Raw genomic sequence first — 21,519 nt, forward strand, 5'->3', positions numbered from 1 at the left:
CCTTATTCAGTTGCTGGCGCAGACTTCGGCGAGCACCCGCAGGCGGCGCTTGGGCTCCGCCACATAGGGGTTTTTCTGATCCCAGGCGTAGCCGGCGAGGATCGAGCTGATCATGCGGCGGATCTCCGGCTGGGCCTTCTCGAAATAGATCACGTCCTGGAAGCTGCCGTCGTACCAACCTTCGACATACACGCGGAAAGTGTCGACGCCGCGTTTGAGCGGAATGGCAAAGTCCTGCTCCCAGTCCACCGCCTCGCCGCTGAGTTGGCGGTGCAGCAGGCCGGCGGCCATGCTCGCCGAGCGCATGGCGATGGTCACCCCAGAGCTGAACACCGGGTCGAGGAATTCCGCCGCGTTGCCGAGCAGGGCAAAGCCTGGGCCATGCAGGGTTTTCACGTTGGCCGAGTAGCCGCCGATGGTGCGCGCCGGGGTGTCCCATACGGCATTTTTCAGCACCTTGTGCAGGCTGGGAGTCTCTTCGATAAATTGCTTCAAGCAGGCGTCCAGATCCTCTGGGCGACCCTCATAGCGGGTGGCATCGGCGACGACGCCCACCGAGCAGCGACCGTTGCTGAACGGGATGGTCCAGAACCACACGTCGCGCAGGGTCGGGTGAGTGGTGATGAGAATCTTCTCACGGTCGAAGCCAGTGCCTTCGCTGCGGTCTTCGACGTGGGTGAACACCGCCTGACGCACCGGGAAGTTCGACGGTGTGTCGAGGTCGAGCAGGCGCGGCAGCACACGGCCGTAGCCACTGCCATCGAGGACAAAGGCGCACTCCACCAGATATTCATGACCGTCGGCGAGGCGGCGTACCGAGAGGCGCGGGCAGTCGCCGCTGAAATCGACGGCGAAGATTTCTTCTTCATAGCGGATTTCCACGCCTTGCAACTCGGCCTGGTCGGCCAGCAGCTTGTCGAAATCGGCGCGCAGCACCTGATAGGTCGAGCCCTGACCTTTGGTGAAGGTGTCGCGGAAATCGAATTCGGTGTAACGCTCGCCCCAGCCAAAGGCTGCGCCATGCTTGGTCTGGAAGCCCGCTGCGCGCACCGCATCGAGCATCCCGGCTTCTTCGACGAAGTCCAGACAGTGCGACAGCAGGCTCTCGCCGATCGAGAAGCGCGGGAAGCGCTGGCGCTCCAGCACCAGCACGTCATGGCCGTTGCGCTTGAGTAGCGCGGCGGCAATCGCGCCGGACGGGCCGGCACCGATGACTACGACTTGGCGTTGTTCGACTTCAAGAGACTTCATGACGGCTTCTGGCCTCGTTCAGGGCGTGGGTGGCTGGGTGGGTGCCAAGCAGGGCTGGCAACAGTGTGGAAAACAGACTCATCAGCAGCAAGCTGAAATACACCAGGCTGTCGATCAGCTGCAATTGCAACAGCAGGTTGAGGAAGACGATTTCGGTCAGCCCGCGAATATTCAGGAACAGGCTCTCCTGCCATTTGATCTGCGCCGAGGCTGTCGGGTCAGCCCAATGCAGGCCCAGCCAACTGCCGAGGATCTTGCTCAGCACCGGCAGCACCAGCAGCGCGCCGAGGTAGAGCCAGGAGTAGTGTGCGCCGATGTTGTGGAAATCCACGCGCAGCACACCGTAGGTGAGGATCAGCGGTACCGCCAGGCCATTGAGCAGCAGCTTCCAGTGGCGCGCGGGCAGTGGCAGCAAAAACGGTTGCTTGAGTCCGGCCAAGCACAGCATATAGGCGATACCGAAGACCAGGGCGTTGAGCCCCAGTTGCTGGAACAACAGCATCAGGGCGAAGAACGGCAGGCTGTAGAACAAGCCATGGCGCAGCTTCAACGCACGCAGCAGTACCGGCAGGCCAGCGGCCAGCAGCGGCCACAACAACGCTGCCGGGTGGCTGCTGCCCTGAGCCAGGCCGAACAGGCTCCAGCACATGAAGTCCATCAGAATTGCTGCATGCAGCAGGCGTTTGGTTGCCTCCAGCGGATAGCCGATGCTGTGCAGGAACAGGTACAGCACCGGGATCGCGGTGATCGAGAACAGCAGACCGATGCCCACTGCGCTCAGCCAGCTGCGTTCGCCGGGCAGCAGCCACAGCGAGCAGGCCAGCCCGGCGAGCATTGGAATCAGGAAGCTCGGCAGGGCGATCTTCAGGCAGGCGGTATTCACTTCCAGGTCGATCACATCGCTGAGGATGTACCCAAGCAGCAGGGCAAAGCACAGGCCATAACTCAGGTTCAGCCAGTTCGGGGCGAGCAGGTCGGAGGCCGTGAGCTGCCAGTGTGGTTCCACCCAGAACAGCAGCACGGCGGGGATCGCCAGGCTGGCAACCAGCAACTGGCCGACGATGGGGATCAGCCGCTTGCCGCCGATCACCGCGACCAGGGCATAAATGACCAATGCCAGCAGCCAGAACCCGACCACGGTCATGGCGATACTCCTTGTTCGACAGGCCGCGCGTGCGTTGGCTGGGTGCCGGCCCAGGGCGCGAGAATGAAACAGAACAGCAGGCCCAGGCTGATCGCCAGGCCGAAGTTGGCAATCGCCGGGGTGTCGCTGACCAGCAGCAGGCCAAACGACAGCCAGCTGGTCAGCGCCGAGAGCAGGGTGCCGAGCAGGCTGACCGCCGGTCCGCCGATATTTTCGCGCATGAGGATGGCGTAATCGACGCCGATGGCAGTGATCAACAGCAAACCGAACAGACTGAACAGCGTCAGCGGCTGGCCCAGCCAGCCGAGACAGGCCAATGCCGCCAGTGCCGCCAGCAGCGGCAGGCAGACCACCCGCAACGCGCCGCCGAGGCCGAAGGGCAGGCACAGCAGCAACAGGATGGCGATGGAGGACAGCAATTTCAGTTCGGCAGCGCTCAGTTGGGTGGCGCTAAACAGCGTATTGAGTTCGCTGATCCGATCGACCAGCTGCACGCCCGGCAGGCCCTCGACCAGCGGCTTGAGTTCGGCGCTGTTACTGAGCCCTTGCAGGCTGACCAGGCCGGCAACGCCCTCGGCATTGGTGCCCAGCCAAAGCGGGCGCCAGGCCTCACCCAGCGGGCTTGCGAGGGCGTGTTCAAGACTCGCCGATGAGGGCTGCTGGAGTGCCAGCAACTCGCCCTGTAGCGCTGCCGCTGGAATGCCCAGGTCGAGCAGCGGCTGCCAGTGCTGCGGCAGTTCACCCAACGCCGTCTGCAGAGCGTGCAGCTGGCTGTCGGGGGCGACCAGCTGGCTGAGGGCGCGGTAGTCACTTAACTGACCGTTGTGCACCGCCTGATCCAGACGCTGGCTCAGCTCGGCTTGGCGCTCCAGCAATTGCTGTGGATTCGCCGCGCGCACCAGAAAGAACTGGCTGGTGGGCTGTTGGCCGGTCAGCTCGGCAATGCGCTGGGCTTCGGCCAACAGCTGCGGCTCCTTGCCCAGCCATTGGCGCAGATCATTCTGGGTATGCAGCTGCCACAGCCCACCCACGCAAAACAGCAGGAGCAACGCCAGCAGCGGTGCACTGCCGACTTTACCTAGCAAGCGTGCCCGGGCGACCAGCAGGCGTTGGCTCAAGCTCAGCAGTTGCGGTGATGGGCTTAGCCGCAGGCCACGCAGCCAGGCTGGCAGCAGGCACACCGAGCACAGATAAGCGGCAATCAGCCCGGCGGCGGAGAACAGCGCGACCTGGGTCAGCGCCGGAAACGGGGTAAAGGCCAGCGCCAGGTAGCCGATCAGGTTGGTGCCCAGGCTCAGGCTCAGGCCCGGCAGGGTGGCGCGCAGTGCGCCCCAGCTGCTCCAGCTTTCGCGGCCTTCGGCGTTGCTCCAGCTTTTACTCAAATAGTGTTGCGGGTAGTCGGCGGCGACCCCGACCAGGCTGGCGCCCAGTACCAGGGTCAGCGCGTTGATCTGGCCGAACACCAGCACGCAGGCGGTGCAGCCGGCGAGCAAGGCCATGCCGATCGGCAGCAGGCTGACCAGCACCCGCACGCGGCGGAAGGCCAGCAGCAACAGCAGCAGAGTGCCGAGGGTGGCACCGCCGCCAATCAGGCTGATCTCGCGGGTCGCCTTGGCCTGACCGGCTGCCGCGTACAACACGCCGCCCGCTGCCAGCAGTTGGCCGCCGGCGGTTTCGACTTGCGCGCGGGTTGCGGCAACCTGGGCGGCAATCAGCGGCGGCTCCTGCATATCGAAGGCGCTGCCCCGGGCGCTGGCGCGCAGCAGGGCCCAGGTTATGCCCTGGTCCTCCAGCAAGAGTGCGCCACTGCTCAGGTCGGCCTGGATGCGGCTGCCGGGGTTCAGCGCCTGTTGCGCACGCGCGCCCAGGCCCAGCCAATCCTGCTCAATGGGCAGCAGGCTGAAACCGCCGAAGGTGTCGAACAGCTGGGCGGCGCGTTGTTCGATCAACTGCTGCGGTTGCTCCAGCAGCAGTTGGCGATCCGCCGCCGGCAACAGGGCCAGGCGGTTATTACGCAGGTAGTCGCGCAGTTGTGCGAGGTCACTGTCGACACTCCATTGCACCTGGGCGAAATGACCGCTGCCGCGCCACTGCTCGCCCACCTGCTGCACCAGGGCAATCGCCTGATCGCGCTGTGGGTGGCCGATCAACAGCAGCAGGTCGCGGTTTAGCGGCTCCTGCATGCGCTGTTCGGCTTGCTGCACCAGGGCATCGCCGCTGCCGGCAGGCAACAGTGCGAGCATATCCGCCGCCACGGGCGGGCCGTTGCGCCATTGCCAGACGGCGAGGGTCAGCAGGGCGGCGAGCAGCAGCAAAAAACCGCGCGGCAGCCAGCGTTCACTGCGCATGCGTTCACCTGGCAAAGTCACGCTGCTCCTGCTCAGTCAGGGCATCGCCGGCCTGGCTATCCGGCAAGCGCAGCACGCTGTAATCGCCCTGGGTTTCATGCAGCTCGATGCGTTGTACCAGCGCGCCGCCATCAATCTGAATACGGCTGAAAATCTGCTTAAGCAGCGACGAACGGGGTGTGAGGCGCAGTTGCCAGGCCTCGGCGGTGCCGCTTAATTGCAGCTCAAAATCTCGCGCCAGGCCGCTGTGATCGCCCTTGAGCACGGCGAGAAACAGCCGGCTTTGCTGGGCGGCGACATCCTGTCCCGGCTGCTGCTGCCAGCCGCCGGGCGTGCGTTTGGCGATGCCTTGGACGTCGATGCGGTAATCCTGTTTGAGCGGGCTTTGCAGCTGCCAGAACAGGCCGAGGTCGCGGCTCAGCACGAACTGGCCACGGCTGGTCAGCGGCTGCGGCAGCGCGCGCAGGTGCTTTTCCTGAATCAGCGGGCCGCGCACCACCGCAGGCTTGGCCAGCTGGGTGCTGAGCTGGTCGAGATCAAAGGCCAGCGCATTCTGGCTCAGCAGCCAGAAGCCGAGGCCTGCCAGCAGGCGTTTCACGCCAGCACCCGTGCAACGGCGTCGATCAGCACCTTGGGTGAAGCAAACTGCATTTCGCGAGTGGCGATTTCCACCGCCACCTGCACGCTGCTGCCACGGGTCATGCGTTCGCCGGTCGCCGCGTCGCTGATCAGGTAATTGATCTTCAGGCGGTTTTCCCACTCCACCAGGTCGGCGCGCACGATGATCGTCTGGCCAAACTGTGCGCCCCGGATATAGCGCAGTTGCAGGTCGATCACCGGCCAGGCGTAGCCGGCGTCGCGCATCTGCACGTAGTTGTGACCGAGCTTGTCGAGCAGGGCGCAGCGCGCTTGTTCGAAGTATTTGACGTAGTGGCCGTGCCAGACCACTTCCATCATGTCGACGTCGAAGAATGGCACCTGCAGCTCGATTTCCGCCTGCAATACACCCTTGCTACGCATGATCGGCTCCTGGGTGCTTGGTGCGCGCGGCGCACCCTACGCGGTAGGTGGCCGTAGGGTGCGCTGTGCGCACCGACACCGTCTTATGCATACAGACTCCAGTGCTGCTCGCGGATGCGCACCAGGCACAGGCGCAGCTCGGCTTCCAGGGCGCGGTCTTCGATGACCGGGTGGAAGTCCACGGCCAACTGCTCACGCATGGCGGCGACCGGCGCGGGAATATCGGTCTTGCCGTCGCGCTGGCGCAGCCACACGCCCTGGTTGGCGGCCAGCAGGGTGGCGGCGGCGACCTGTTCGGTCAGCTCCAGGCTGCGCAGGGCGTCGCGGGCGGCGATGGTGCCCATGCTCACCTTGTCCTGGTTGTGGCATTCGGTGGAGCGCGAGAACACGCTGGCCGGCATGGTGTTTTTCAGGGCTTCGGCGGTCCAGGCGCTGGTGCCGATCTGCACGGCCTTGAAACCGTGGTTGATCATTGCGCTGACGCTTGGTGCGCCGGACAGGTTGCTCGGCAGGCCGTGGTTATAGCGGGTATCGACCAGCAGGGCGAGCTGGCGGTCGAGCAGGTCGGCGACGTTGCCCACCAGGTTTTTCAGGCTGTCCATGGCGAAGGCGATATGCCCGCCGTAGAAGTGCCCGCCGTGCAGCACGCGCTCTTCTTCAGCGTCGATCAGCGGGTTGTCGTTGGCGCTGTTCAGTTCAGTTTCGATGAACTGCCGCAGCAGGCCCAGGCTGTCGGCCAGCACGCCGAGCACATGCGGCGCGCAGCGCAGCGAGTAGCGATCCTGCAAACGGTGCAGTGGCGCAGTCGGCGCGTCGATGGCCAGGTCCTGGCGCAGCCAGGCGGCGACCTGCATCTGCCCCGGATGCGGCTTGGCGGCGAATAGGCGCTCGTCGAAGTGTTCCGGGTTGCCTTCCAAGGCCACCACGTTAAGCGCGGTGATGCGTGTGGCCAGTTTCAGCAGGTAGTCGGCGCGGGAGAACGCCTGGCAGGCTAGAGCGGTCATCACCGCCGTGCCGTTCATCAGCGCCAGGGCTTCTTTTGGGCGCAGCACCAGCGGCGTCCAGCCCAGTTCGTTGTGCACGTCGATGGCGTTGCGGCGCTCGCCGTTGAATAGCACTTCGCGCTCACCACTGAGGGTGGCGGCAACGTAGGACAGCGGCGTCAGGTCGCCACTGGCGCCCACCGAGCCTTCTTCGGGAATCAGCGGCAGAACGTCGTATTCGAGAAACGCCTGCAGGCGCTCCAGCAGTTCCACGCGCACGCCGGAAACGCCGTGGCACAACGACTGCAGGCGCGCGGCCAGCACGGCGCGGGTGCTGGCTTCATCCAGCAGCTTGCCCAGGCCACAGCCGTGGAAGGTGTACAGATGACGCGGCAGCGCTTCGACCTGATGCAGCGGCACGGCCACCACGCAGGAGTCGCCGTAGCCGGTGGTGACGCCGTAGATCACGCCTTCCTTGTCCAGCAGGCTGTCGAGAAAACGCGCGCCCTTGGCGATTTTTTCGCGGTAGGCGGCGTCGTTCTGCAGCTGCGCCGGGGCGCTGCGGCTGGCCAGGGCGACGACCTGCTCGATGCTCAAGGGGCGTTCGCCAAACACGATGGGATCAGGCTGATGTGTCGTCATCTTCATTCCAGAACGGGTAGAAATTGAACCATTGCAGAGGCGCACTCAGGCAGCGCTGGGCCAGGCGGTCGGCGTAACGCTGGGTGCATTGGCGGATCGTTGCATCGCGCTCGCTGCGCTTCCACGGCAGGCGTTCGATAAAGGGTTCGAGGATCACCTGGTAGCGGCCATCGATTTTCAGACAGCTCATCAGGTTGACCGGGCATTGCAGCAGCCCGGCCAGCAGCCAGGGGCCTTGCGGGAAGTCCGCCGGCTGGCCGAGAAAATCCACGCTGACCTTGCGGCTGCCCTTGAGCGGTACGCGGTCGCCGGCAATCGCCAGCCATTCGCCACGTTCCAGGCGCTCGGATAATTGCAGCATGATTGCCGCGTCCAGTTCACTGACCTGGATCAGGCGCATATGGCTGGCCCCGGCGTCGGCCAGCAGGCGGTTGAACTGTTCCGCGTGTTTGGTGTGCAGCAGTACGTTCATCTGCACCTGTGCGCCGACTTCGGCCAGGGCGCGGCAGACTTCCAGGTTACCCAGATGCGCGGCCACCAGAATCTGCCCGCGGTTCTGCCGTTGCAGCTGACCGCAGAGGTCGTCGGGGTCGATCAGGTCAACCTGCTCCAGGCCAAGCCGGCCGCTCCACACGTCGAGCTTGTCGAGCAGGGTATCGGCGAAGCTCATAAATTGGCGGAATACCGAGAGCCGGGTCGGCTTCAATTCGGCGCGTCCGCTCCAGGCTGCCAAATTGCTCTGGTAGTGGCGGATGCTGCGCCGCGCCTTGGCGCCGAACAGGTAGAAATACAGCACGATCACATACAGCAACGGGCTGATCAGTCGGCGACCCAGCACACGTGCCAGCCAGGCGGTGAATTTCATCAGGATAAAACTGCCGCGCTCGCGCTGGCTGGCCCAATGCCGTTGATCACTCATGCGCGCAACCTGTGCCAGAGAATCAGCGGGGCGCGCATTAACATGCCGAAGAACAGCTTGGCGTGCATTTTGGAAATCAGCGCGTTGTCGAGCCACAGGCGAAAGTGCGAGAGGCCGTCCAGCGGGTAATGCACCTTGGTCGGCAGCCAGTGCATCGGCTGATTGCGCCAGGCCAGACGCACCAGAATCTCGGTGTCGAAATCCATGCGTTTGCCGATGTTTACCGCGTCGATCAGCGCCAGGGTGGCCGGCAGCGGATAGACACGGAAACCGCACATGGAGTCGCGAATGCTCAGCGACAAGGTGTTGATCCATACCCATACGTGGGTCAGGTAGCGCGCATAGAGACGGCCTTTCGGCACGCTGGCATCGTACTGCGGGTAGCCGCAGATCAATGCGTGCGGTGCGGCTTGCGAGGCGGCGATAAAGCGCGGCAGATCGCTGAGGTCGTGCTGGCCATCGGCATCCACTTGCAGCGCATGACTAAAGCCCAGCCGCGCCGCTTCACGTAGCCCGGCCATCACCGCGCCGCCCTTGCCCTGGTTGACCGGCAGACGCACGAGGTGGGTGTCAGGTTGTGCGGCCAGCTGATCCATCACCGCTGCGCAGCTGCTGCTGGAGGCGTCATCAACCAGCACGCAGGGCAGGCCGGCCGCATGCAGCGCGGCGACCACAACAGGTAATGCGTGTTCGTGGTTATAGACCGGGATTACCGCGCAGGGCTTATGCACGGGCGGCTCCCAGCAATATCCGCCCGGACGAGCAGGCCGCTTCGCCATTGCGGAAGGCGAAGTACAGCTTGCCGCGCGCGGCGTCGAAACGCAGGCTCAGCTGCAAGCGATCACCCGGACGTACCAGTTGCTGGAATTTCAGCACTTCCATGCCGCTGAAGCGCGGCGGCATGTCTGTGATCAATTGTCGCGCCAGTTGCTGCGCCCAGTCGATTTGCACCACGCCGGGCAGCACCGGGGTCTGCGGGAAGTGCCCGCTAAAATGCGCCAGGTCCAGCGGTACATCCAGTTCCAGCTGCCATTCGCCGTCCTGCTCGATGGCCGAGCTGGGTTCGACCTGGGTCGGCCGTGGTGCCGCCAGCAGCGCTTCGACTGTGGCCTGGGGCAGCTTGCCCTGGCTGGTGTAGGGCAACTGCGCGAGTAAACGCCAGCGGCGGGGCAGGGCGATGGCTTCACAGTGGCCAGCCAGGTGACGGCGCAGGGTTTCGGTAACGGTCTTGCGCCCCTGGTTGCGCAGGGCATGCACCCCGGCCGGGCTCAGGGCGATCAGTGCGCCGAGGTAGGCACGACCTTCCTGCACCACACCCAGGCGCGCATCGCTGAGCCATTCATGGCTGCTCAGCGCCTGTTCGAGCATGGGCAGGGAAATGCGTTTTTCTTCCAGCTTGATGATGCGGTCCAGGCGGCCGCGCAGGGCAAAGCGGCCATCGGCCTGCAATTCCACTGCATCGGCGGTCTGCTCGCGGTGGCCAGCTGGCAGATACGGCGAGGTCAGGTGCAGCGCGCCTTCATCGTTGCGCCCCAGTTCGACCCCGGCAAACGGCGTCCACAGTTCGCCGCCCTGACGCCAGGCGATGCCGCCGGTTTCCGAGCTGCCGTAGATTTCCGTTGGCCATTGACCCAGCAGCGTGTGCAACTCGGTGGCGGTTTCACCTGGCAGTGCACCGCCAGAGGAAAACACCTGGCGTACCTGGCGCAGGGCTGGCCAGTTGAGGTTGTCGCCCATGCGTTTGAGCAAAGCCGGGCTGGCCACCCAGGCGAAATCAGTGCCGGTTGCCAGGCTTTCGCGCTGCAAATCTTCGGGGAACGGTTGGGCGCGGCGCAGGAACGCGCGGCCGGCGCAGAGTGGCCACAGCACGCGAAACAGCAGCCCGTAGATATGCTGAGTGGCGACGCTGCCGAGAATGGTCGCGTTGCCAAGGTTTTTGCCCCACAGCTGTTCCAACGCGTCGACTTCATTGGCCAGCTGGCGCAGGGATTTATCGATCAGCTTGGCTTCGCCGCTGGAGCCGGAGGTGCACAGGGTCAGCCGGCACTGGTCGAGGTCGAGGGGTGCTGGCGACAGCGCTGCACGCTCGCCGCCCAATAGACCGTCGAGGTTGTCCAGCCACAGATCGCACTGCCCACTCAGGCGCTGGCGGGTCTGCGGCTGGGCATCGGCCGGCAGCAGCACGGCAATCCCGGCGCGCCAGGCGGCGAGCAGGGCAATCGCCAGCTCGCCGGCATCATCGAGGTACAGCGCCAGGCGCTGCACGCCACGGCCTTGCAGTTCTGCTGCCAGTTGCAGGGCCTGCTGGCGCAGGGCCGGCTGATCCATATCCGGGGTTGCCGGGCGACCGCTGTGGGCTTCGTCGAGCAGGTGCTCGAGGGGCAGCCAGTTCATTCATGTCTCCTTACGTGCTGGCGCACCAGCCACTCACCGGCAAACAGCAGGCCCATCAGGCCATAGGCGATCAGCCCGGTATACAGCGTCCACCAACTCAGCGGAGCCCAGAAATTCAGCGCTACCACCACCAGGCCGTTGAGCAGAAAAAAACCGGCCCAGACCTGCGTCACGGTGCGGGTATAGCGCACGGCGACTTCCGGCAGCTGCGGTTCGCTCAGGCGCGCCAGGCGCTCGATCAGCGGCGGGCCGAACTTCAGGCTGAGGCCGAACAGCGCCAGCAACAGACCATTAAGCAGCACCGGATACCAGCGCAGCAGTGCCGGCTCACCGGCCAGGCCGAGCAGCAGGCAGAAGCCCAAGGCTACGGCGGTCATCCAGCGGTTGCCGGGCTTGCCCCATTGCGTCAGCGCCCTGGCCAGCCACAGGCCGCCAAGGCAGGCGGCGAACAGCTGCGGCGAGAGGTGCTCCATGCCGTAGTACACGGCAAACGGGTAGAGCAGCCCGGCCAGCAGCAGGAGCAGGCCAAATAGGCGACTCATTATTCGGCGGCTGGGGCGTTGACCAGTTGCAGCACCGCCTCGACCACATCACCAACGGTGCGCACGGCCTTGAACTCCTCGGCGGCGAGCTTCTTGCCGGTTTGACGCTTGATATGGTCGATCAGGTCAACCGCATCGATGCTGTCGATTTCCAGGTCCTGGTAGAGGTTGGCGTCTTCAGTGATGCGCTCGGGCTCCAGCTCGAACAGCTCGACCAGGGCGTCGCGCAGGGTGTCGAAAATCTCTTCACGGGTTTGCATCGGCGGCTTCCTCAGGCGGTTTGTTGCGATGACACGAATGCCGCCAGGCTGGCTACGTTGGCAAAGTGCTTGCGGGTGTCTTTGGCTTCGGCGTCGATCTTGATGCCGAAACGTTTCTGGATCGCCAGGCCGAGTTCCAATGCATCCACCGAGTCCAGGCCCAGGCCTTCGCCGAACAGGGTCAGGTCGGCGGCGATGTCTTCTGCGGCCATGTCTTCGAGGCCCAGGGCATCGATGATCAAGTGCTTAATCTCCAGCTGCAAATCGCTCATCTTGGGCGAGCTCCTTAATAAAGTGTTGGTGCAGTACATCGTTGAGTTTGCGGGACGCAATCGGCGCTGGCCCCAGTGCATTGAACTGTTGTGGGTCGATATCCTCGCCTACCCGCAGGCGGAAGTGAAAGCGACGCGACGGAATGCTGTACCAGGGCTCTGCCTTGGTCAGGGTGGTGGGGCTGACACTGATCACCACCGGGGTGACAACACGTGCGCCGCGCAGGGCGATGGCGGCGGCTCCGCGGTGGAATTCCGGGTGCTGGCCCGGTGTGGTGCGCGTGCCTTCGGGGAAGATCACCAGGGTCTGGCCGCTCTGCAGGGCGCCTGCGGCTTCGTCGAGCATGTCCATGCTGCCGCTGTTGCTGATATAGCCGGCGGCGCGGATCGGCCCGCGCATGCTCGGGTTGTCCCACAGGCTCTGTTTGACCACGCAGTTGGCATCGCGAATAAAGGCGATCAACACCACCACGTCGATCAGTGACGGGTGATTGGCGATGACCATTTGCCCTGGTTGGCCGAGGCGCTCGATGCCTTCGACTTCGTAGGTCAGCACGCCGCTGCGGTACATAAAACGTACAAACAGGTAGAAGGTCTTGCTCACCACGGCGCGCGCGCGGGTACGTTGGGCCAGGCTGTCGCCCGGCAATAGGGCCAGCAACGGGAAGATCAGTACGCGCAGTAGCACCCCGCCGATGCCGAACAGGCTGAAACTCAGGGCCGTAGCGATCAGCCGCCACCAATAGGGCGCGCTGTACCGGCTCAGACCTTGTTGCGAGACCAGGTCCATTGTCGGTTCTTCCAGTAATGTTGCAGGGTGGTCTGATCGCTGCACAGTGCGCGTACCAGGTTGAGGGCGTGGGGCCATTCGCTGCGTGTGCCGCTGGCCTGGCGCAGCTCCAGCTGCCATTCAGTGCCAGCGGTCAGCAGCAGGCCGACGGCATAGGGAAATGGCACGTCATCGATAAACGGCGCGTACAGTGCCGGCGGCGTTTCTTCGGCAATCACCAGCAGCACCGCGGGTGCGCCGTCGTGGAGCATGCCGCAGGCTTCCAGTACGGCGTTCTCCAGGCCGTCGCCGGCACCGGCAATCGCGGTCATTTCGCTGTGATCGCCGCGCTGGATCGACCACAGGCCGATGATCGCGTTGTGCACCGAGAGGCTGAACTGAGTCGGTGACAGCGGCTCGTCGTGTGCCAGGTCGCTGAGAATGGTCAGGGTGCGTGGGGTTTCGCCGTGGCGGCTGGCAAACACCATGGGCAGTTGCGGGTGCGCTTCGGCCAGTGGCCAGGCCACGTGAAAGGCCATGCGCGCCAGGCGGCTCAGGCGCCGGCGCTGCATCGCGGGCAGGGCGCTGACATCCGGCTGTTCGCCGGCATCCGTCAGGCACAGTGGGGCCTGATGCCAGGCGCACCAGTCAGCCGTGCTGTCCAGGCCAGGGGCCCAGGCACGCCATTGTTCGATCCTGAAGTGTGTCACGCGCTGCGCGTCCATGTCGGCTACAGCCAGCCGCGACCAGCATGAGGCTTGGCAGCAGGTGTGGCGAAGTGCTGGCATTATCCAGACCACGCGGGTCGTGCGCAAATCCATGGCGCCGGCTTCTGACCATCGGCGGCGGGTCAATTGCCGAAAATCTCGCCCTTGTCACGTAGTTTGCATAGAATTCGTGACCATTTCGGGGTTAATGCGGGTCAGGGAGGTGTTTCATGCGGCGCGTGATCTTCAATCAGAAGGGTGGGGTGGGTAAGTCCAGCATCGCCTGCAACCTGGCCGCGGTCAGTGCCTCGCAGGGCTATCGCACCCTGTTGATCGACCTGGATGCCCAGGCCAACTCGACCCATTACCTCACCGGCCTGACCGGCGAGGAAATTCCCATGGGCATCGCCGAGTTTTTCAAGGGCACGCTGTCATCCGCGCCGTTCGGCAAGAAAGGCAGCGTGGATATCTACGAAACGCCGTTTGAAAACCTGCATGTGGTCACTGCCACCGCTGAATTGGCTGATCTGCAGCCCAAGCTGGAGCAGAAGCACAAGATCAACAAGCTGCGCAAACTGCTCGAAGACCTCAGCGAAGACTACGAGCGGATCTACCTGGATACCCCGCCGGCCTTGAACTTCTACACCGTGTCGGCGCTGATTGCGGCCGACCGCGTGCTGATTCCCTTTGACTGCGACAGCTTCTCGCGCCAGGCGCTGTACGGCTTGCTGCGGGAAATCGAAGAACTCAAGGAAGACCACAACGAAGGCCTGGAAGTTGAGGGCATTGTGGTCAATCAGTTCCAGCCGCGTGCCAGCCTGCCGCAGCAACTGCTCGATGAGCTGATCGCCGAGGGGCTGCCGGTGCTACCGGTCAATCTGATGAGTTCGGTGAAGATGCGCGAGTCGCACCAGGCCTGCACGCCGCTGATCTATCTGGACCGTAGCCACAAGCTGACCCAGCAATTTGTCGAGCTGCATGACCTGCTTAACGCCAATTGAGCGTTAGCCCGTAAATAAAAAAGCTGCCTAGGCAGCTTTTTTATTGGCTGGTTCAGAGCCTGTTGACGATCTCGCGAGCTAGAGTCATGCAAGGTGCTACGTTAGTAACAGCCTCCGGCTGGTCAAGCAGGTGAGGAAGCGGAGTGTACTTTTGTACATGAGCATTCCGAACCTGTTTTCAACGCAGCAGGGCCGACGCGCAGCAGATCGTCAGCGGACGACGTAGATGTCGCAGGGCGCCTTGTGCAGGAAGTGCTGCGCCAGGCTGCCGAGCAATGCCTGCGAAAGCGCGCTGCGGCCGTGGCTGCCGAGTACCAGCAGTTCGATATTGTGGCTTTTCAGGCGCGCTTGCAGGCAACGCAGAATACCGCCCTGTTCCACCGAATGGCTCAGGGTCGGGCCTTTTTCCGGCAGGTTCTGCGCTTCATCTTCCAGCAGTTGGTTGATCAGCGCCTTCTGCGTGGCCAGTTGCGCTTCGACCTGCTTGGGCGTGCCCTTGTTCGGCTCGAACACATGCAGGGCGTGCAAGTCGGCCGTTTCCGGCAGCAGGCGATAGGCCTGGCCGAGGGCGCTGCAGGCGCACAGGGAGAAGTCGATGGCGGCCAGTGCGCGTTCATACGGGCGGAAATCGTTGCGTGCCACCAGCAGCAGCGGCACCGGGCAATTGCGCGCGATGCGGTCGAGGCTGGTGCCGGAGAAGAAGTCATGGCGCTGGTGATGGCCCCCGAGTACCAGCAGGTCGCAATCCAGCTCGTTGAGCTGCTGCAGCACCACTTCCGAAGGCTTGATGCCGCTGCGGATCAGCAGTTGGCTGCCGGGCGGGGCGTACTGGGTGATGCTGCGATCCAGAGCCTGTTTGGCAAGCTCATGCTCTTGGCTGCTTTTGCTCGGGTCGAGCACATGCAGAATGGTCAGTTTGGCGTTGAACTGCTTGGCCAACTGGGTTGCGCGGCACAGGGCCATATCGGCGGTGTCGCGCAGGTCGTGGGCAATAAGGATGTGACTGGGCATGGTCGGCGTTCTCCTGCCGATGCATGTCGGCACATTTATTGTGACCTCGAGTCATAGCTGGACTTTTGACCCAGGGCAAGGTCAGGCGTCAGCGTGTGCGTAATTGGTACAGGCCACGACTCTGAGCCACTACTTCACCACTGTCGTCGGTCAGCTGCAACTCTAAAACGTACTCAGCCTTGCCGTGCTCTGTTGCCTGTTTTTGCAGCTGCTCGATTTGCGCCTCGCTCAGGTTGGCTTCAACCCGGATATCGCCGGTGGCTGGGCGGCGAAAACGCAGGTTCATTTCCTTGACGATGGGGTAGAAACGCTGGGCGTCGAAGCTGGTGAGAAACAGCGCACCGCCAGGAATTTCCGCCAGGGTGAACAGCGCACCGGCATACATGCTGCCGATATGGTTCTGGTTGCCCGCCAGGGGCATACGCAAGCGTACCCGGCCAGGCTCCAGTACCTCGGCCTTGAGGCCGCTGCGTTGGACAAAGGCGATCTGTTCTTCGGTGAGCTGGCGCACCAGTTCAAGAGGCATCGGCATGGTCGGCTCCACAGTTATTGTTGTGTAGCCAGCCTAAAGGTTGGACATGCCGTACGTAATGACCGTGATGCCGACGCGGAATTGACCGATTCGCTCAGACGCCAGCCTGTAGGGTGTGCTGTGCGCACCGGGTTCGCAGCTTGCGCAGAAACTCACGATGCAGACGGGCTGTCGCTTGTGCGCGCGGCGCACCCTACGAAGCTACGTCAGCTGAGCTCAGCTCGGTGCGTTTGTCTGTAGGTGAGCACTATTCAAACACCCTGCTGGCGCAGCCAGCCCAGTAATTGCGGGAGTGGCAGTGCGCCACTCTGGCGGGCGACCTCGACACCACCCTTGAGCAGGATCAGGGTCGGGATTGAGCGAATGCCCATCTCCGCCGACAGCTGCGGGTTGGCCTCGCTGTCCAGTTTGCTCAGGCGGCAGCGGCCTTGCAGCTGCGCGGCGGCTTGTTCATAGATCGGCGCAAAGCTGCGGCACGGGCCGCACCAGCTGGCCCAGACATCGATCAGCAGCGGCAGGTCGCCCTTGTTCTGCGCATCGAAGTTGGCCTGGGTCAGCTCGAAGGGTGTGCTGGGCAGCACCTCGGCCTTGCAGCGGCCACAGCGCGGCGCATCGCCCAGGCGCTCAGCGGGAATGCGGTTGAGGCCGTTGCAATGCGGGCAGGGGATCAGCAGGGGATTGGACATGGGCGACTCCAGAGACGGTTATCCCTAATCTGGAGTCGCTTGCGCGGATATCAAGGTCTGTCAGGCCCTGGCGGCATCCAGCGCCTGGGCCAGGTCGGCGAGGATGTCGTCGCTGTGTTCGATACCAATCGACAGGCGCACCATGTCGCGCGGCACGCCGGCGCGCTCCAGCTCTTCGTCATTCAACTGGCGGTGAGTGGTGGAGGCCGGGTGGCAGGCCAGCGACTTGGCATCGCCGATATTGACCAAGCGAACCACTAACTGCAGCGCATCGATAAAGCGCGCGCCGGCTTCCTGGCCGCCGACAATGCCGAAGGACAGGATCGAGGCCGGCTTGCCGCCGCAGAAGCGTTGCGCCAGGGCGTGCTCGGGGTGATCCGGCAGGCCGGCGTATTTCACCCAGGCCACCTGCGGATGATTTTGCAGGTAGTGGGCGACCTTCAACGCGTTCTCGCAGTGACGCTCCATGCGCAGGGCCAGTGTTTCCAGGCCTTGCAGAATCAGGAAGGCATTGAACGGCGACAGCGCCGCGCCGGTGTTGCGCAGCGGTACCACGCGGCAGCGGCCGATAAAGGCAGCGGGGCCGAAGGCCTCGGTGTAGGTCACGCCGTGGTAGGACGGGTCGGGCGTGTTGAGCAATGGGAAGCGCGCTTTGTTGTCTGCCCAGGGAAACTTGCCGGAATCCACCACGATGCCGCCGATGCTGGTGCCATGGCCGCCGATGTACTTGGTCAGCGAGTGCACGACGATGTCTGCGCCGTGTTCGAACGGACGGCAGAGGATCGGTGTGGCCACGGTGTTATCGACGATCAGCGGCACGCCATGGCGGTGCGCGGCCGCAGCCAGGGCAGCGAGGTCGACGATATTGCCGGCCGGGTTGCCAATGGATTCGCAGAACACGGCCTTGGTCTTGTCGTCGATCAGCGCTTCCAGGGCGGCGATGTCATCGTGCGCAGCGAAGCGGGTCTTGATGCCGAAGCGCGGCAGGGTGTGGGCCAGCAGGTTGTAGGTGCCGCCGTAGAGCTTGGCCACCGAGACGATGTTGTCACCGGCTTCGGCCACGGTCTGGATGGCGTAGGTGATGGCCGCCATGCCCGAGGCCACGGCCAAGGCGCCGACGCCACCTTCCAGCGCTGCAACGCGCTCTTCGAGCACGGCGTTGGTCGGGTTCATGATCCGCGAATAGATATTGCCGGCGACCTTCAGGTCGAACAGGTCGGCACCGTGCTGGGTGTCGTCGAAGGCGAAGGAGCTGGTCTGGTAGATCGGCACCGCCACGGCCTTGGTGGTCGGGTCAGGGCTGTAGCCGGCGTGGATGGCCAGGGTTTCCAATTTCATGCGCGCGTTCCTTCAGGGCAGATTGAAAGGATCGCAGCATGGATAAGGCAACAAGGCCCGGTCAATGCGCTGGAGCAAAAAATCGCCGGGAGCGATTTTTGACGTCGCGCAGCGACGGCCCAGCAGGGTGGCCGCCAGGGATGGCAAGCCACAATGAAACGGGCCTTTCTTAGACTGTTTTGTTAAGCGGTTATGCCGCCCTCGAAGTCAGCCCAGCGCCTTGTAGATGTTGTAGGCGCTGATCAGGGTGATCAGGCAGCCGACGATGGTCAGCAGGGTGCGCGCCGAGAGTTTTTTGCACAGCAGGGCGGCGAACGGTGCGGCGAACATACCGCCAAACACCAGCCCTGCCACCATCATCCAGGTGTCCGGTTGGCCAGCCAGGAGGATGAATGAAGTGGCACTGGTGATGGTCAGGAAGAACTCGGCGAAATTCACCGAGCCAATCGTGGTGCGCGGGTCGCTGCCGGAACCGAGCAGGCTGCTGGTGACCACAGGGCCCCAGCCGCCGCCGCCCGCAGCATCGACGAAGCCGCCGAACAGTGCCAGTTTGGCCACATGCTTGGGTTCGCGGCGTTGCTGCTGCACATGGCGATACGCCTTGCGCAGGATGTACAGGCCCATCAGCAGCAGGTAGGCGGAGATGAAGGGCTTCATCACTTCGCCATCGAAACTGGTGATCAACACCGCACCGAGCACCGCGCCGATGATGCCGGGCAGTAGCAGGCGCAGAAACAGTGATTTGTTGACGTTGCCCAGCTTGGCGTGGGAAATCCCCGACAGGCCGGTGGTGAACACCTCGGCGATGTGCACGCTGGCGCTGGCGGCAGCCGGAGACGCGCCAGCGCTGAGCAGAAAGGTGGTGGCGGTGATGCCGTAGGCCATGCCCAGTGCACCATCGATGACCTGCGCAAAGAAGCCAACCGCTACGGCGCTCCAGAAGGTCGGGCTGCGCAGAGTGGTTTCGATGATTTCCAGGCCGCTGTGGCCATTGTTGTCACCGAAAAACAGGCGCCAGGCGAGAAACAGCAGCAGGCCGATCAGGGTCAACGCGGCGAACCATACGGCTGCGCGCAATACCGGGTGATTGTCCGGGTGGGTAACGAAGTCTTCTACAGGGGGCAGCCCCAGCGCCTGGTGCTCGTCATTGAGCGGGCTTGGGCTGAGATCGAGATCACGAATTTTCATAACTAAAGGCGCGCCTGACAGCGGGTGGTAGAACAGGGCGTAAAGCAGGTCGCGAAGATAATCGGCTTTGCTTAGAGAGTCTAAGAATGTTTGGGAAGGTTTATATGCCTTTTCGATTTAATAGATAAGGCTGTACTGGCCGCTCTGGCGGGCACTGTGTCTGTGCGCTGAGTGACGCTCGGATTAGGCTGCGGTCTTTGTACGGCGGAGGTGATATGCGTCAGCTAGGCATTCTGGGCGGGATGAGCTGGGAATCCACAGCCAGCTATTACCGCTTGCTCAATCAGCGCGTGCGCGAGCAACTGGGTGGTCTGCACTCGGCCCCGTTATTGCTGCACTCCGTGAATTTCGCCGAAATCGCCGAGTTGCAGCGGCGCGCCGACTGGCAGGCGGCAGGTGAGCTACTGGCCAGGGCCGCGCAGGGTTTGCAGCAGGCCGGTGCGACCGCCTTGCTGCTGGCCACCAACACCATGCACAAGGTGGCACCGGCCATCGAGGCGGCGGTGGATATTCCCCTGCTGCATATCGGTGACGCGGTTGGCCAGGCCCTGCAACGTCAGGGTTTACGTCGCGCGGCCTTGCTCGGCACGCGCTTTACCATGCAGGAAGACTTCTACCGCCAGCGCCTGGCCGAGCACTTCGGTATTGAGGTCATCACTCCGGACGCCGTGCAGATGGCAGAGATCGACCGGGTGATCTTTGCCGAACTGTGCCAGGGCCAGTTTCTGCTGCCCGCGCGCGACTTTTATCTGGATTGCTTGCGCACGCTGCAAGAGCAAGGTGCCGAAGCGGCCATCCTTGGCTGCACCGAAATCGGTTTGCTGCTTGAGGGCCTGGATGCGCCGTTGCCGTTGCTCGACAGCACCGAATTGCATGTGGCCATGGGGCTGGAGTGGATGTTGGGCGCGTAGGGTGTTTACCGTGTGGGAGGCGCTTTAGCGGCGACTGTTGCGGCTAAAACCTCTCCCGCGTCTGGCTACAGGAACCGCCCGGCTAGCGTTGGGCTTCGTTGCAGGCTCCTTAATTCAACCTACGACGAGCAGCTGATTTCCAGGTGCTTGCCCCATTCCGGCGGGCGCTGGGCGTAGCGTTCAAAGCCGGGTTGTTCGGCGAAGGGTTGTGACAGCACCTGGTGCAGTTCGCGCACCGGGGCATAGTCGCCCTGTTCGGCGGCTTCGATCGCCTGCTGGGCCAGGTAGTTGCGCAGGATGTATTTGGGGTTGACCGCCTGCATACGCGCCTGGCGTTGCGCCGGGTCGTCGCCATCACGTTCGCTGCGCGCCAGGTAGTCGGCGGCCCAGGTGTCAAAGCCGGCCAGGTCGGTGAAGTCGTCGCGCAGGCGCGCCACCGCGTGCGCGGCCGGGCTGTCGCCGAGTTCGCGGAAGAACAGGGTGTAATCCACCGCGCTGCTCTGCATCAGTTGCAACAGGCGCTGCACCAGGGCTTCGTCGCCGTCATCGGCGCTGAGCAGGCCGAGACGTTTGCGCATTAGGTCGAGGTAATGCGCCTGGTACAGCGGCAGGAACAGGTCCAGCGTCTCACGCAGCGCTTCTATATCAACCAGCGGCACCAGGGCCTGGCCGAGGGCGGCGAGGTTCCACTGGGCAATCGGCACCTGATTGCTGAAGCTGTAGCGGCCGCTGTCATCGGAATGGTTGCAGATGTGCTGGGCATCGAAATCATCGAGAAAGGCGTAGGGGCCGTAATCGAAGGTGATGCCGAGGATCGACATGTTATCGGTGTTCATCACCCCATGGCAGAAGCCGTAGGCCTGCCAGTAGGCGATCATCGTCGCGTTACGTTCGACCACTTCGCGGAACATCGCCAGATACGGTTGTTCCTGCGTTAAACAATCAGCGTAGTGACAGCTCAGCACGTGGTCGGCCAGCTGTTTGAGCTGCTCATGCTGACGGGTGTAGTAGAAGTATTCGAAGTGGCCGAAGCGGATATGGCTGGGCGCCAGGCGCAGCACCATCGCTGCGCTTTCCTGCTTCTCACGCCACACCGGGGTGCTGGAGCCGGTGACGCACAGCGCCCGCGAGCTGGGGATGCCGAGGGCATGCAGGTGCTCGCTGGCGAGAAACTCGCGGATCGAGCTGCGCAGTACCGCGCGGCCGTCGCCCATGCGCGAGTAGGGCGTCTGTCCGGCACCTTTCAGATGCAGGTCCCAGTGCTCGCCGGCGTCATTGATGACCTCGCCCAGCAGCAGGCCGCGGCCGTCGCCCAGGCGTGGGCTGTAGCCGCCAAACTGATGCCCGGAGTAGACCATGGCGCGTGGCTCGGCGCTGCTCCACAGCTTGTGCCCGGTGAAAATCTGCGCGAACACGTCGGTCTCGGCTTCGTTCGGGTCCAGGTCGAGCAGGGCCATGGCCGCAGGGCTGGCGACCACCAGGCGCGGCTCGGAAATCGGCTCGGGCAGCACATGGGTGGAAAAGGCATCGCCAAGGCGGGCGAAACGGTTGTCGAACTGCAACTCGATCAGCGACTTCACGGTCAGGCTCCAGCCGGGCGG

The 21,519-nt window shown here is 63.6% G+C and carries 22 protein-coding genes; 2 read left to right on the forward strand and 20 right to left on the reverse strand.

The window, feature by feature from the left end; translation table 11 throughout:
* Positions 1–6 precede the first annotated feature (6 nt).
* From ACSQ17_RS13050 to ACSQ17_RS13115, 14 genes are all read right to left on the reverse strand, one after another.
* Positions 7–1,251 (reverse strand): NAD(P)/FAD-dependent oxidoreductase, encoded by a 1,245-nt coding sequence (locus tag ACSQ17_RS13050; protein WP_436069139.1) that lies wholly within the window; start codon positions 1,249–1,251, stop codon positions 7–9.
* Positions 1,238–2,395 (reverse strand): sodium:proton antiporter, encoded by a 1,158-nt coding sequence (locus tag ACSQ17_RS13055; protein WP_436069141.1) that lies wholly within the window; start codon positions 2,393–2,395, stop codon positions 1,238–1,240. The genes ACSQ17_RS13050 and ACSQ17_RS13055 overlap by 14 nt, the downstream gene beginning before the upstream one ends.
* On the reverse strand, positions 2,392–4,743 hold the full coding sequence (locus ACSQ17_RS13060) for an MMPL family transporter (protein ID WP_436070475.1): 2,352 nt from the start codon (positions 4,741–4,743) through the stop codon (positions 2,392–2,394). The genes ACSQ17_RS13055 and ACSQ17_RS13060 overlap by 4 nt, the downstream gene beginning before the upstream one ends.
* A gap of 4 nt (positions 4,744–4,747) precedes the next feature.
* A complete protein-coding gene (locus tag ACSQ17_RS13065) occupies positions 4,748–5,341 on the reverse strand; it encodes an outer membrane lipoprotein carrier protein LolA (RefSeq protein WP_436069143.1) in 594 nt (197 codons plus the stop codon).
* Positions 5,338–5,763 carry an acyl-CoA thioesterase gene (locus tag ACSQ17_RS13070; protein WP_436069145.1) on the reverse strand — a complete coding sequence of 142 codons (426 nt, stop codon included), beginning with the start codon at positions 5,761–5,763 and terminating at the stop codon, positions 5,338–5,340. Before ACSQ17_RS13070 ends, ACSQ17_RS13065 begins: the two co-directional genes overlap by 4 nt.
* A gap of 83 nt (positions 5,764–5,846) precedes the next feature.
* On the reverse strand, positions 5,847–7,388 hold the full coding sequence (locus ACSQ17_RS13075; RefSeq protein WP_436069147.1) for an HAL/PAL/TAL family ammonia-lyase: 1,542 nt from the start codon (positions 7,386–7,388) through the stop codon (positions 5,847–5,849).
* Entirely contained in the window at positions 7,369–8,307 is a 939-nt protein-coding gene (locus ACSQ17_RS13080; RefSeq protein WP_436069149.1) for an LpxL/LpxP family acyltransferase, read from the reverse strand. The genes ACSQ17_RS13075 and ACSQ17_RS13080 overlap by 20 nt, the downstream gene beginning before the upstream one ends.
* The gene (locus ACSQ17_RS13085) at positions 8,304–9,038 is read right to left on the reverse strand and encodes a glycosyltransferase family 2 protein (protein WP_436069151.1); all 735 of its coding nucleotides are present in this window, start codon (positions 9,036–9,038) and stop codon (positions 8,304–8,306) included. The genes ACSQ17_RS13080 and ACSQ17_RS13085 overlap by 4 nt, the downstream gene beginning before the upstream one ends.
* Positions 9,031–10,701 carry an AMP-binding protein gene (locus tag ACSQ17_RS13090; protein ID WP_436069152.1) on the reverse strand — a complete coding sequence of 557 codons (1,671 nt, stop codon included), beginning with the start codon at positions 10,699–10,701 and terminating at the stop codon, positions 9,031–9,033. Before ACSQ17_RS13090 ends, ACSQ17_RS13085 begins: the two co-directional genes overlap by 8 nt.
* Positions 10,698–11,243, reverse strand: a complete 546-nt coding sequence (locus ACSQ17_RS13095; protein WP_436069153.1) for a hypothetical protein — start codon at positions 11,241–11,243, stop codon at positions 10,698–10,700. Before ACSQ17_RS13095 ends, ACSQ17_RS13090 begins: the two co-directional genes overlap by 4 nt.
* The gene (locus tag ACSQ17_RS13100) at positions 11,243–11,503 is read right to left on the reverse strand and encodes an acyl carrier protein (RefSeq protein ID WP_436069154.1); all 261 of its coding nucleotides are present in this window, start codon (positions 11,501–11,503) and stop codon (positions 11,243–11,245) included. The genes ACSQ17_RS13095 and ACSQ17_RS13100 overlap by 1 nt, the downstream gene beginning before the upstream one ends.
* Before the next feature lie 11 nt (positions 11,504–11,514).
* A complete protein-coding gene (locus ACSQ17_RS13105) occupies positions 11,515–11,775 on the reverse strand; it encodes a phosphopantetheine-binding protein (RefSeq protein ID WP_298186644.1) in 261 nt (86 codons plus the stop codon).
* Entirely contained in the window at positions 11,750–12,565 is an 816-nt protein-coding gene (locus tag ACSQ17_RS13110) for a lysophospholipid acyltransferase family protein (RefSeq protein WP_436069155.1), read from the reverse strand. Before ACSQ17_RS13110 ends, ACSQ17_RS13105 begins: the two co-directional genes overlap by 26 nt.
* The gene (locus ACSQ17_RS13115) at positions 12,538–13,269 is read right to left on the reverse strand and encodes a beta-ketoacyl synthase chain length factor (protein WP_436069156.1); all 732 of its coding nucleotides are present in this window, start codon (positions 13,267–13,269) and stop codon (positions 12,538–12,540) included. The genes ACSQ17_RS13110 and ACSQ17_RS13115 overlap by 28 nt, the downstream gene beginning before the upstream one ends.
* 212 nt (positions 13,270–13,481) lie before the next feature.
* Here ACSQ17_RS13115 and ACSQ17_RS13120 point away from each other — a divergent pair, with 212 nt between their 5' ends.
* A complete protein-coding gene (locus tag ACSQ17_RS13120; protein WP_436069157.1) occupies positions 13,482–14,252 on the forward strand; it encodes a ParA family protein in 771 nt (256 codons plus the stop codon).
* A 210-nt stretch (positions 14,253–14,462) separates the two neighbouring features.
* On the opposite strand, the gene ACSQ17_RS13125 is transcribed toward ACSQ17_RS13120, so the two are convergent.
* From ACSQ17_RS13125 to ACSQ17_RS13145, 5 genes are all read right to left on the reverse strand, one after another.
* Positions 14,463–15,263: a universal stress protein gene (locus tag ACSQ17_RS13125; protein ID WP_436069158.1), complete on the reverse strand. Its 801-nt coding sequence runs from the start codon at positions 15,261–15,263 to the stop codon at positions 14,463–14,465.
* Positions 15,264–15,351: 88 nt separating this feature from the next.
* On the reverse strand, positions 15,352–15,795 hold the full coding sequence (locus tag ACSQ17_RS13130; RefSeq protein ID WP_436069159.1) for a YiiD C-terminal domain-containing protein: 444 nt from the start codon (positions 15,793–15,795) through the stop codon (positions 15,352–15,354).
* A gap of 251 nt (positions 15,796–16,046) precedes the next feature.
* A complete protein-coding gene (gene trxC, locus ACSQ17_RS13135) occupies positions 16,047–16,481 on the reverse strand; it encodes a thioredoxin TrxC (RefSeq protein WP_436069160.1) in 435 nt (144 codons plus the stop codon).
* Positions 16,482–16,541: 60 nt separating this feature from the next.
* On the reverse strand, positions 16,542–17,819 hold the full coding sequence (locus ACSQ17_RS13140) for a bifunctional O-acetylhomoserine aminocarboxypropyltransferase/cysteine synthase (RefSeq protein ID WP_436069161.1): 1,278 nt from the start codon (positions 17,817–17,819) through the stop codon (positions 16,542–16,544).
* 207 nt (positions 17,820–18,026) lie between these two features.
* Positions 18,027–19,007, reverse strand: coding sequence for a sulfite exporter TauE/SafE family protein (locus ACSQ17_RS13145; protein ID WP_436069162.1), 981 nt, complete (start codon positions 19,005–19,007; stop codon positions 18,027–18,029).
* Positions 19,008–19,222: 215 nt separating this feature from the next.
* Between ACSQ17_RS13145 and ACSQ17_RS13150 the strand changes: the two genes are divergently transcribed.
* Entirely contained in the window at positions 19,223–19,918 is a 696-nt protein-coding gene (locus ACSQ17_RS13150) for an aspartate/glutamate racemase family protein (RefSeq protein WP_436069163.1), read from the forward strand.
* A 119-nt stretch (positions 19,919–20,037) separates the two neighbouring features.
* Here ACSQ17_RS13150 and selO read toward each other — a convergent pair whose 3' ends face one another.
* Positions 20,038–21,498, reverse strand: a complete 1,461-nt coding sequence (gene selO, locus ACSQ17_RS13155) for a protein adenylyltransferase SelO (RefSeq protein WP_436069164.1) — start codon at positions 21,496–21,498, stop codon at positions 20,038–20,040.
* Positions 21,499–21,519 lie beyond the last annotated feature (21 nt).

The organism is Pseudomonas sp. LjRoot71 (assembly GCF_964253255.1).
In the GTDB taxonomy this organism is placed as follows: domain Bacteria; phylum Pseudomonadota; class Gammaproteobacteria; order Pseudomonadales; family Pseudomonadaceae; genus Aquipseudomonas.